9 protein-coding genes are annotated in these 11,353 nt (G+C 63.0%); 1 reads left to right on the forward strand and 8 read right to left on the reverse strand.

Annotated features, from left to right (window positions below; genetic code table 11):
* Positions 1–35: 35 nt before the first annotated feature.
* The 6 genes from lpdA to ilvA form a co-directional block, all read right to left on the reverse strand.
* The gene (gene lpdA, locus ACQE3M_RS14580; protein ID WP_430506256.1) at positions 36–1,454 is read right to left on the reverse strand and encodes a dihydrolipoyl dehydrogenase; all 1,419 of its coding nucleotides are present in this window, start codon (positions 1,452–1,454) and stop codon (positions 36–38) included.
* Positions 1,455–1,600: 146 nt separating this feature from the next.
* Entirely contained in the window at positions 1,601–3,025 is a 1,425-nt protein-coding gene (gene gcvPB / locus ACQE3M_RS14585; protein WP_430506257.1) for an aminomethyl-transferring glycine dehydrogenase subunit GcvPB, read from the reverse strand.
* Positions 3,025–4,386, reverse strand: coding sequence for an aminomethyl-transferring glycine dehydrogenase subunit GcvPA (gene gcvPA / locus ACQE3M_RS14590; RefSeq protein WP_430506258.1), 1,362 nt, complete (start codon positions 4,384–4,386; stop codon positions 3,025–3,027). The genes gcvPB and gcvPA overlap by 1 nt, the downstream gene beginning before the upstream one ends.
* Before the next feature lie 18 nt (positions 4,387–4,404).
* Positions 4,405–4,788, reverse strand: coding sequence for a glycine cleavage system protein GcvH (gene gcvH, locus ACQE3M_RS14595; RefSeq protein ID WP_430506259.1), 384 nt, complete (start codon positions 4,786–4,788; stop codon positions 4,405–4,407).
* Positions 4,789–4,814: 26 nt separating this feature from the next.
* Entirely contained in the window at positions 4,815–5,906 is a 1,092-nt protein-coding gene (gene gcvT / locus ACQE3M_RS14600; protein WP_430506260.1) for a glycine cleavage system aminomethyltransferase GcvT, read from the reverse strand.
* 118 nt (positions 5,907–6,024) lie between these two features.
* Complete coding sequence (ilvA, locus tag ACQE3M_RS14605) at positions 6,025–7,245, reverse strand: threonine ammonia-lyase (protein WP_430506261.1); 1,221 nt, start codon at positions 7,243–7,245, stop codon at positions 6,025–6,027.
* Between the two features lie 385 nt (positions 7,246–7,630).
* Here ilvA and ACQE3M_RS14610 point away from each other — a divergent pair, with 385 nt between their 5' ends.
* A complete protein-coding gene (locus ACQE3M_RS14610; RefSeq protein ID WP_430506262.1) occupies positions 7,631–8,383 on the forward strand; it encodes an IclR family transcriptional regulator in 753 nt (250 codons plus the stop codon).
* A 274-nt stretch (positions 8,384–8,657) separates the two neighbouring features.
* On the opposite strand, the gene ACQE3M_RS14615 is transcribed toward ACQE3M_RS14610, so the two are convergent.
* Positions 8,658–10,613 carry an archaea-specific SMC-related protein gene (locus tag ACQE3M_RS14615; protein ID WP_430506263.1) on the reverse strand — a complete coding sequence of 652 codons (1,956 nt, stop codon included), beginning with the start codon at positions 10,611–10,613 and terminating at the stop codon, positions 8,658–8,660.
* A 76-nt stretch (positions 10,614–10,689) separates the two neighbouring features.
* Positions 10,690–11,307, reverse strand: coding sequence for a rod-determining factor RdfA (gene rdfA / locus ACQE3M_RS14620; RefSeq protein ID WP_430506264.1), 618 nt, complete (start codon positions 11,305–11,307; stop codon positions 10,690–10,692).
* Positions 11,308–11,353: the final 46 nt, after the last annotated feature.

Here is an 11,353-nt window from a genome sequence, read left to right on the forward strand (position 1 = left end):
ATCCTTCCCTGGCTGTGCTGGTCGGTCGGCGGCGACTACCGGTTGAAGGTGTGAATTGGCTGATCGAGCCCGCTATGGGCCGCTTCCATGACCGCTTCAGCGAGCGTCGGGTGCGCGTGCACGGTCGATGCGACGTCCGAGAGCGTCAGGCCCTGCTCCACGGCGAGCGCGATCTCGCCAGTCAACTCGGACGCTTCCGGGCCGACGATCTGCCCGCCGAGAATCGCTCCGGATTCGGCGTCAGCGACGAGTTTCACGGAGCCGGTGCGCGTGTTCGCCGCCAGGGCTCGCCCGCTCGCGCGGAACGGGAACTCGCCAATCGTCGGTTCGTAGCCCCGCTCGCGCGCCTGGGATTCCGTTAGCCCGACACTCCCGATCTCCGGATCGGTGAACACGACGCTCGGAATCGTCCCCACCGGGTCGGGCGCTTCGCCCGCGATCGCCTCGGCCGCAACGGCCCCCGCTGCGCTCCCCTCGTGTGCGAGCATAGGTTCCCCAGCCACGTCGCCGACGGCGAAGAGATGGTCGACGCTCGTTCGACCGAATTCGTCCGTTTCGACGAAGCCGTCCTCGTCGCGCTCGACGTCGAGCGCGTCGAGGCCTGCGGTGTCCGAGACCGGTTCGCGGCCGACCGCGACCAGCACCTCGTCGGCCGTGAGTGATTCGGCTCCGTCCTCGCCGGTGTCGGGGTCGGCGGCCTCTGTTGTGAGCCGGACTTTCCCATCCCCGGTCCGTTCCCAGTCGGTCGCTACCTGGCCGAACCGGAACGACAGCCCGAGCTTCTCGGCTTGCCGCTGCACCGGCTGCGTAAGGTCGTCCGAATACCGAGGCAGCGGTGACTCCAGCAGTTCGACAACCGTCACGTCGGCGCCGAGCTTGGCGAACATGGTCGACAGCTCCATCCCGATGTAGCCGCCACCGACGACCGCGAGCTCGTCGGGGACCGTCTCGAGGTCGAGTGCGCCCTTCGCGTTCAGAACCGGGTCGTCGTCGAACGAGAATCCGGGCAGTTCGATCGGTCTACTCCCGGTCGCGAGGACCGCGTGGTCGAACGCGATCGCGTCGGTGGCACCGGTGCCGTGGTCGTCGATCTCCGCCCGATGCTCGTCGACCAGCCGGGCGGTCCCTTCGCGGAAGGTCACACCGTTGGCCCTGCAAAGCTTCTCGACGCCTTTCGTGAGCCGTCGGACGACGCCGTCCTTCCAGCTGGTGAGTTGGTCGAAATCGACGTCCACGTCGGCGTCGATCCCTCGATCACCCCCGTTCCGGATCGTGTGGACGTCGTCGGCCGCATCGATCAACGCCTTCGACGGGATACAGCCGTGATTCAGGCACGTTCCACCGATGTCGCTCCGGTCGACGAGGGTGACGCTCCGACCGAGCTGCCCTGCACGGATGGCAGTGACGTAGCCCGCGGGACCGCCACCGATGACGAGGACGTCTGTCTCTTCCATGGGTAATCTCTCCTCCTGCGATACTCTCGCCCGGCGCCTGTTAATACTTCCCCGTCCCGCTGTCGCCGCTCGCGACAGGTACTGGGGGAACGGACTCGCTCGCCCCGCGGTAGATCGGCCCGGTGGGGGGTATCAGGACGCTCCCCTCACTCGAGGGCGTGCCAGGAGAGGCGTGGGTTCCGGGCGGCGCTCGTCTGGTCGATGCGGTTGGCTGCCGTCGATGCCGGCGCCGTCTCCAGCGACGCTTCGTCCTCGCTTGCCACCGCGTTGAACGCCTCGGCGAGCTGGTCGAGGGTGTCCTTGCTCTCCATTTCCGTCGGTTCGGTCATCAGTGCCTCGGAGACGATCTCCGGCCACTTCGTCGTGGGCGGGTGGACGCCGTAATCGAGCATCCGCTTCGCGAAGTCGGCGGCATCCTGATCGCCGGCACTCGCGACGAACTCGTGGTGGAACGGACCGAACGGGACGTCGAGCTCGACCTGCGACCCGAGATAGTTCGCGTTCAGGACCGCCTTCTCGCTGGTGTCCGCCAGCCCCTCGTCGCCGAGCCGTTCGATGTAGGCGTAGGCTTTCAGGAGCACGAGCCAGTTCCCCATCGCACCGTGGACCTTTCCGATCGAGCGCTCCGGCTCGTACAGTTCGTAGCCGTCGTCGTCGGCTCGCACGTGCGGCGACGGCAGGAATTCGGCCAGGTCCTCTGTGACACCGATCGGCCCGGCTCCGGGGCCTCCTCCGCCGTGAGGGGTGGCGAAGGTCTTGTGCAGGTTGAAGTGCATGATGTCGAACCCCATGTCGCCCGGTCGGGCCTGTCCCAGGAGCGCGTTCAGGTTCGCGCCGTCATAGTACAGCAGTCCGCCCGCGTCGTGGACGATCTCGGCGATCTCCTCGATGTCCCGCTCGAACAGTCCGAGTGTGTTCGGGTTGGTTAACATCAGAGCCGCCGTTTCTTCGCTGACAGCCGACTCGAGCGCATCGAGGTCGACCCGGCCGTCGTCCCCTGGTGAGAGTTCGACAACCTCGTACCCTGCCATTACGGCGCTCGCGAAGTTCGTCCCGTGAGCGCTCGAGGGGACGATCACTTCGGACCGGCTCTCGTCTCCGTTGTGCTCGTGGAAGGCCCTGGCGACGAGAATCCCGGTGAACTCACCAGCCGCGCCGGCTGGCGGCTGGAGCGTCACCGCGTCCATGCCGCCGATCCGGCCGAGGTAGTCCTGTAATTCGGCGTAGACGCCGAGCGTCCCCTGTGTGCTTTCGGCGGACCGGTCCGGGTGGACGGCCGCGTCGGCGAGTGCCGCGACTTCCTCGGTGAACTTGGGGTTGTACTTCATCGTACAGGACCCAAGCGGGAACGGACCACTCTCGACGCCGTAGTTCATCTGGGAGAGCCGCGTGTAGTGGCGTGCGAGCTCGGGCTCGGAGAGCTCCGGAAGCGTGACCGAGTCACGAGCGACGTCGTCGGGAAGCGAGGTCCGGGCCTGGACGTCGACTGACTGTTCGTTCTTCTCCGCGAGCAACGGTTCGTACCGGGTCCCGTCAGATTCGCTCCAGACGGCCTGGTCGTAGCGTTGCATCAGGCGACCACCTCCCGGACGGCCTGCACGAACTCGGCACGCTCCGAGCGGTTCGTGTCGGTGATACAGACCTGAATCCGGTGGTCGTCGACCGCGTGCACGGCGAACCCGGCGGTTTCGAGTTCGGCGACCACCTCGTCGGCGTTCCGCGGCGTTTCCGCGAGGAATTCCCGGAAGTGGTGCCGGTCGTGGACCGGCGCTGTGACGCCCTCGATGGCGTCGAGATCGGTCGCCAGTTCGCGCGGGAGCGCGACGCACTCCTCGGCAAGGTCGACCAGGCCGGTCGCGCCGAGCCAGGCGACGTGGATCGCCGTCCGAAGCGCGACCCAGGCCTGGTTCGTGCAGATGTTCGACGTGGCCCGCTCCCGGCGAATGTGCTGTTCCCGGGTCTGCAGGGTCAGCGTGTACGCACGGGTGTCGGTCGCGTCTTCACTGGCTCCGACCAGTCGCCCTGGCACCTGTCGGAGGTAGTCTTCGCGGCACGCGAAGACTCCGAGACCCATCCCGTACGCCGCTGGCAGCCCGAGAACGCTCGCGTCGCCGATGACGACGTCCGCCCCGACGGCAGCCGGTTCTTCGAGCAGCGACAGTGCAACGGGATCGGTCCCCAGACAAAAGGCGGCGTCGTGCTCGTCGGCGACATCTCCGACGGACCCGAGGTCCTCCTGGATGGTGCCGACCGCCGTCGGGTTTTCGGCGTACACCAGCACCGTCTCGTCGGTGACGTGGTCCGCGAGGGTAGTCGGATCAACTCCCCCGTTCGTTGTGGGATACGTTTCAACGGTCATGTCGCCGCCGGTGAGGTAGTTCTCGAGGACCGAGATCCGTTCGTCGCGGACGAGGTCCGAGACCAGCACCTGCGACCCGCTCGTTTCACGTACCCGGTCGGCCAACAGCGCCGCTTCGCCCAGCGCGGTGGCCGCATCGTACATCGAACAGTTGGCGACGCCGAGCCCCGTGAGTTCGACCAGGATGGACTGGTACTCGAACAGTGCCTGCAGGAACCCCTGGGCGATCTCGGGCTGGTACTGTGTGTAACTCGTGAGAAACTCCGAACGCAACGACAGGTCGTCGACGAGCGAGGGCACGTAATGGTTGTATCGCCCCCGCCCGAGAAACTCCGTCACCTGGTCGTTTTGTGCGAGCGTCTTCGAGACGTCCTGCACGACCGCCTGCTCGGAGGCGGCGTCGATGCCGAACGATCCGTCGAACTGAACGGACGCGGGGACGTCAAATAGCTCCTCGACGGACTCGGCGTCGAGCGCGTCGAGCATCGTTTCCACGTCCGCCTCAGTGTGTGGTGCAAAGGGACTGCTCTGGGATCGGTGCTCGCGACTCGTGTACTGGATCTGTTGTGTCATTGGTACCTGTGGTTGTCGTTATTCGATCTGGGCCTGATACTCGTCGGCCGAAAGCAGCGACTCCGTATCGACGCTCTCGGCGAGTTCCAGCTCGATCAACCAGCCGTCATCGTACGGGGACGCGTTGACGAGTTCGGGTTCGTTCACGACCGCGTCGTTGACGTCGGCGACCGTGCCGGCGACCGGAACGTACACGTCGGAAACCGCCTTGATACTCTCGATGACCGCGAGTTCGTCTCCCGGGGCGAGGTCGTCGCCGACCGACGGGAGTTCCACGAAGACGATGTCGCCGAGCTCGTCCTGCGCGAAGTCAGTGATCCCGAGTCGTGCAGTGTCTCCGTCCGGGTCGATCCATTCGTGTGATTCGGTGTAGTACAGGCCGTCGGGGATGGCAAATTCCATAGGTGGTTCTCGTGAATTACTGGTGGTCAATCGCGACGCGTCTGGAGGAACCGGTGGTCGACGACCGTCGCTGGTACTGTCCGGTTGCGCACCTCGACGGCCAGTGAGCCTCCCTCCTCGGCCCGCGTGGCGTCGACGTAGCCGAGGGCAATGGGGACCTCGAGCGTCGGGCTCATCGTCCCGCTGGTCACGTGGCCGACCTGTTCACCGTCGTCCAGAATCGGATAGCCGTGACGCGGGACGGCCCGCTCCGCCAGCTCCAGGCCGATCAGGAGCTCGTCCGGGTCGTCGCCCTCCTGGAGCGCGTCCTGGCCGACGAAGAAGGGCTTCGACTCGTCGACGACGAAATGGAGACCTGCCTCGTACGGCGTCCGCGGCTCGTCCTCCGGATGGAAGTCCTGGCCGGAGAGTAACAGCCCGGCCTCCAGCCTGAGTGTATCCCTGGCGCCGAGGCCACAGGGCTGCGCGTCGTCGAACGCGTCCCAGACAGTCCTGGAGTCCGCGGCGTCGAAGACCAGTTCGAAGCCGTCCTCGCCCGTGTACCCGGTTCGAGCAGCGAGGCAGTCGACGCCGTCGATCGTCGTTTGCCGTGCGCTGAACCGCGAGACGTCGTCCAGGGGGTCGGCCGCGGCCGCCTGCACGGCCTCGACCGCGTCCGGCCCCTGTACGGCGAACATACCCAGCTCCGCGGTCCGGTTCACGACCGTCGCGTCGAGGTCGTGGGCCGCCGCATGGTCGGTCCAGCGGTCGGCCATCGCCTCGTCGTTGCCGGCGTTGGGAACGAAGAGGTATTCCTCGCCATCGGGCCGGTAGTAGACGACGGTGTCGTCGACGATCGTTCCGTCGGCCGCGAGGATACAGGCGTATTGGGCGTCTCCTGGGTCGAGCGCGGACACGTCGTTGGTCGTCAGCCGCGTCATCAGTTCCGTCGCGTCCGGACCGCCGACCGTCACTTCACCCATGTGGCTGACGTCGAAGATGCCAACCGAGTCACGCACTGCCGCATGCTCGGCCTGGATCGAGTCGAAGGTGACGGGCATGTCCCAGCCCCCGAAGTCGGTGAAGTCGGCGCCGGACTGCATGTGCTGCTCGTGGAGTGGTGGCTTTCTGGTCGACACGCTTTGCATGCTCTTCTGGAACAGTATATAGCTTGTCGTGGCAACAACCCTGGCTGTAACCTGACTGACCCGGCGATCTCGGGGGCTCCCGTTCGGGTGTCCGGACCTGCTTCGTCCCTCAGTTGAGGCGAGTGACCTCGTAGCCTACGTCCTCGATCGCCCCGATGATTCGGCGAGTATGTCGGTCGCCGCTCGTCTCGATGCGGATGTCGAGGTACGCCTCACCGACTTTTAGCTTGTCGACGGCGCGCTCGTGATTGACCGTTCGGATATTGGCGTTCCGCTCGGCGATGATGTTGGAAATCTCTCCCATTTTCCCGGGTTCATCGATAATGCGGACCCGGAGCTGTACGAGTTGCTGTCGATAGGTAAGCTCGTGTGTCAGCGTTCGCTGGAGCATGGTCGCGCTTAGGTTGCCGCCGGTGAGAATCGGCACGACCGTCTCGCCGGCGACGTCCACCCGGTCGTGGAGGAGCGCTGCGACGGTGGCGGCTCCAGCCCCCTCCACCATCTGCTTGGTTCGCTCCAGCAGATACCGGATGCTGTGAGCGATTTCCGTGTCCGAAACCGTCACGACCTCGTCGACGTGCTGGTCGATGAGCTCGTAGGTGCGGTCCGAAATACCGCCAGTTGCGATCCCATCGGCGATCGTCTGCACGGAATCGATTGTCTGGGGTGCGCCCTTCTGGAGACTCTGTGGCACCGTTGCCGCATCCTCGGCCTGGACGCCGACGACGCGGACGGACGGCGCTCGTTCCGCGACGGCCGCCGAGACGCCGCCGATGAGCCCCCCGCCACCGATCGGGACCACGATCGTGTCGACGTCCGGAACCTGGTCGAGAATCTCGAGACCGAGGGTCCCCTGGCCAGCGATGATAGCGGGGTCGTCGTACGCGTGTACGAAGACGCTGTTCTCGTCGTTCAGCGACCTCGCATGGTCCATCGCCGCCTGGAAATTCTGGCCGTGGAGTTCGACGTCGGCCCCGTAGCCCCGGGTCGCGTCGATCTTCGATTGCGGCGCATTCGTCGGCATGACGATCGTCGCCTCGAGCCCGGTTTTCGCCGCGGCAAGCGCGACGCCCTGCGCGTGGTTTCCGGCACTTGCGGCGATCGCCCGCTCGACGGACGAGTGTTCGTCGTCGTCGAGCTGGGTGAGTTTGTTGAACGCCCCACGGGTTTTGAACGACCCCGTTCGCTGCAGGTGCTCCATCTTGAGGTAGACGTCGGCACCGCTGTCCTGGTCCAGTGTCCGACTCGTCTCGACGCGTGTCTCTCTCGCCACTGATGTGTCGTCGAGGCGGTCCTGTGCTTGCTGGATGTCATCGAGTGCTATGGGCATAGTGTTCCGGGACAGGTAGTGGGTACCCGATCGGCTCCGGCCGGTGAACCCACGGTCCTTTCCGATCACTGGGAACAACTGGGTGTGGCGATTTATAGATACTGGTGCTCGAAACGCTTCATGAGTCCGGATGGTATTCATTACAGTTCGGGATATGGGGAGATCTTCCCCTAATTGGGAGGATCGACGTTGACACACCGACCCTGCTGTAGCGTCACTAGCTAATCTTTGCGGTCAAATTGGATAATCGAAAGGAAATCCGGAGTTCTAATTGGGATATGTACCAAACCCCGACGATATTTGCAGTATATTATTCCCCAATCTGGGGAAGCACACGGCACGTGGAGCTAAATTTAAGAGTCCGGCTCAATAGGGGTACAGTATGATGGAATCCAACGGCGGCGAACGGCGACAGACGACCGCCACGTCGCTACAAATCGTGGATGCCGTCGAGGAACTCGATGGAGCGACGCTCTCGGAACTTACCGAGCACATGGATCTGGCCTCGAGCACGTTATATACCCACCTCAACACGCTGGAGGAGTTCGGCTACGTCACGAAGATCGGCGACAGATATCATCTCGGGCTGAAACTTTTCGGTCTTGGGGAAAAGGCGCGCTATCGGGACGACCGCTATCGCCTGGCGAAAGAGAAGGCCTTCGAACTCGCGAACGTGACCAACGAGGAGGTCAGCTTCGCCGTCGAGGAGAACGGTCGCAGCACCATCCTCTTCGACGAAACGGACAGTCCGGCCAGCGAGGGATATCAGGTCGGACACCACTTCTACATGCATAACTCCGCCAGCGGTAAGGCCATGCTCGCGGAGTTCGACGAGGAACGCCGGGATGCGGTGCTGGACCGATGGGGATTGCCCAAAGAGACGGAAAACACCATCGTCGAGCGGGAGGAACTGTTCAGGGAACTCGAACGGGTACGCGAGCGGGGCTATGCTGTCAACGACCAGGAGGCCCTCGAAGGGCTGCGCTCCGTGGCCGTCGCTGTGGAAGACCCTGACGGCGGCGTATTTGGGTCACTTGACGTCTCCGGGCCTCCGTATCGACTCCCCCCTGACGAGGAGCTGGCCGCCCTCCTGCAGAACGCGGTCGACGAGATCGAGGCAGCACTGCGCTCGGAATAGGCAGTGAACCGACACGGGCGGTGTCTCCCGCTGCCTGCAACGAGTTGTGGTTCCACGGTCGTCGGTGAGCCACCCCTCCGGCGTCGGGAACGCGACCTTGCTCTCGCCAGCACTGGTGCTTACACACATACCGTTGTGAGTCACGGGCGGGTAGAGAGGTCGACCGTATCGAGTCGGAGGCCTCGCGGTCGGCCGACGAAACTGCCCCTCGCACACGTTACTCCGGTTCGCGTACAGATCGAGATCGGTCCGGACGGAAATACCCGGGGGACCGTTACTCGATCTGTTTGACGTAGTTGTAGTCCTCGGAGAGCGCCTGGGCATCCCCCGGGAGTAACGCGACCACCAGGTAATCCGCGTACTCCTGGAGGTAGTCCACGAGTTTCGCGATCCGGTCGGAGTCTATCGCCTCCAGCGAGTCCAACAGCATGAACGGCACGTCCTCGTACACGTCGTGTACCAGATAGCCCGCGAGCGCGAACACGAGCCCCGTTACCTCACGCTCGCTCTCGCTCAGGTGCGTGAACTTGTCTTCGTAGGTGACTCCGTCGGTAGTGCTCCGGATGACGTGCAGATCGAACTCGGACTTCGTGACCTTTCGGCGACCCTCACGGACCTCACGTTCCGTGCGCTCGACCCAGATCTGGTCGATGTTCGCGTACTCCAGTATCTCGAGGACGGTGTCCATGTGGTCGTTGAACTGGTCGACCGCCTGCTGTTCGATCTGTTCGACTCGCGTCCTGAGTTCAACGAGGTCCTGTTTGATTTCCTCTTTCTGTGTCTCCAGCTCGTCGATCCGGTCGACTCGCGATTCGATGTCTTCGATTTCCTCAGTAACGTCGTCACGGTCGCTTTCCAGACGCTCCAGTTCGACCTCGAGCTGGTTGACTTCGCGGTGGATCTCGAGCACTTCCGACCGGTCCTCCTGTTCGAGTTCCTCGATCTCGGCGTTCAGCGCGTCGATCTCCGCGTTCAGTTCTTCACGCTCGGTTTCGAGATCCTCGATTCGCGTCTTTCGCTCTTCGATTTCGGCCCGCACCTCTCCCAGACGTTCCTCGACGCGTTCGCGTTCATCGCGCTCGGTTTGGATGGTATCCCGACGGGATTTGAGGTCCTCGATCTCCGATTCGACGTCGTTCCGCTCGCTGTACTTCGACTGTCGGAGCTCTCGGAGCCGGTCGATCGTCTCCTCGATGGACTCTCGCTCGACTTCCGTTCCACACGTCCAGCAGACGACGGACTCGTCCGCCTCGAGCAGTTGCTCGGTGACGTCGCCACCGGTTGCATGAGATTCGTCCCGAAGCGCCGCGGCAATGTCTTCGCTTGCCCCCTCCAGCATCTCCTCGTTGAACTGGATGACGTTCTGGAGCTTGCTCATCTCGTTACTAAGCGACTGCTTGCGGTTACGAAGCGTCTGGAGCTCCGACTCGATCGTGTCGAGGTCCTCGTGATCCTCGCTATCGAATTCAGCCTGCCGGGTTTCGAGCGACTCGCGTTCCTCCTTGAGCGTTTCAAGGCTTTCCTGTTGGCTCTCGATCTGGAATTCGACCCGGTTGAGATCGGACTCTTTCTCCCGGAGATCGTCCATCTTCTCGTCGAGCTCGGACCGCTGTTCGCGTGCTTCGGCTGCATCTGTCGACTTCGAGTCGAGGAGTTCCCGTTTTTCCTCGAGGGTCGCTCGCGTGTCTTCGATGTCCGCCTCGAGTTGCGTGCGTTTCTCCTCGAGACCCGGTAGTTTCGACTTCAGATTTTCGAGCTCCGTAATCCGGTCCTCCAGGTCTCGCCGGTCTGCCTTTTTCGACTCGATCTCCGCATTGATCGCGCCGGTGTCGACGGGACCCATGATAATTTCGCGAAGATCGCCCTCGAGGGCGACTGTTCGCCGCGCCTCGTTCGACTCCAGGAGGAACGCAAATAGGTCGGCGAGTTCCGGGTCGTCGAGGTAGGGATCGCCGCTAAACTGGACGCTGCCGTTTTGTTCGGTGAGTGTCCGTGTGTAGACTTCGTCGCCGAGTTCCATCCGCACCGACCCCTCCTTGGCATCTCCCTTGAGCGAGGATTGCGTGCTCCCGAGGGCGGCCATGATCGCTTGCAGGAACGACGTTCGGTGCGTCGCGTTCCGGCCGACGAGCAGCGTTACGCCAGGATCGAAACTGACTGACGTCTGCTCGATGCCGCCGATATTCTCGGCTGTGAGCGTGACAGGCGCAGCCTTTTCTACTGGTTCCATAGTACCACCATCACTTTTGCAGCATTTAAATATTTATCATTGTACCAGTAAAAATCACAGATGTATGGCTGTAAGCCTAGTTCCTGCAGTCACAGCCGCCCTGGGATAGCAACGTGGAGAGCGTATACTGTCTCCGGCACTCCTGGCAGTATACCTGGATAGTGACAGAGACTTCGGGTTCACCGACTTCGATGGCGTCGTTATTCATCAGCGATTCGATCGAATCCGCGGACACAGCCTCGGTCCGACTGCGAAGCCGATTAATCCGGTCGGAGTGTTTCTCGACGGGGTCCAGATCGTCTTGTTCCTCCTTCGAGACGTCTAGCACCTCCGTCAGATACGTGTAGATCGCCTGGTGCGTAACGAAGTCACCCTCTACTGAATCGACGTCGATTCCTTCCCGTTCGAGCTCGTTCCGTTTGGCGGTCCGCATCCCGGAACTGACTTCCTCTCCGGTCAGTAGCCGATAGGTGTTTTGCACCTCGCCATCCAGGGGTTCGATGTTAGCGGATTTCATCGCCGCTCGAAGCAGCTCGACGTTGAGATCGTCGGCTAATTCGCGAAGGCTCTGTGCTTCCCGTCCCTTGCCCAGCCAGCGGTCTGGGAGTTCCTCGTGGAACGCCGTGAGGTCGTACTTGGCGATGACCTTTCCAACTTTGTAGCGTTCGTTTAGTTCTACTGCTGTGTCGGCCATACCTACACTACTGGGAACCCACATATACGAGTTACGGGGAGCGGTT

It is taken from the genome of Halosubterraneus shenae (assembly GCF_050510935.1).
Classification (GTDB): domain Archaea; phylum Halobacteriota; class Halobacteria; order Halobacteriales; family Haloferacaceae; genus JBDGPU01.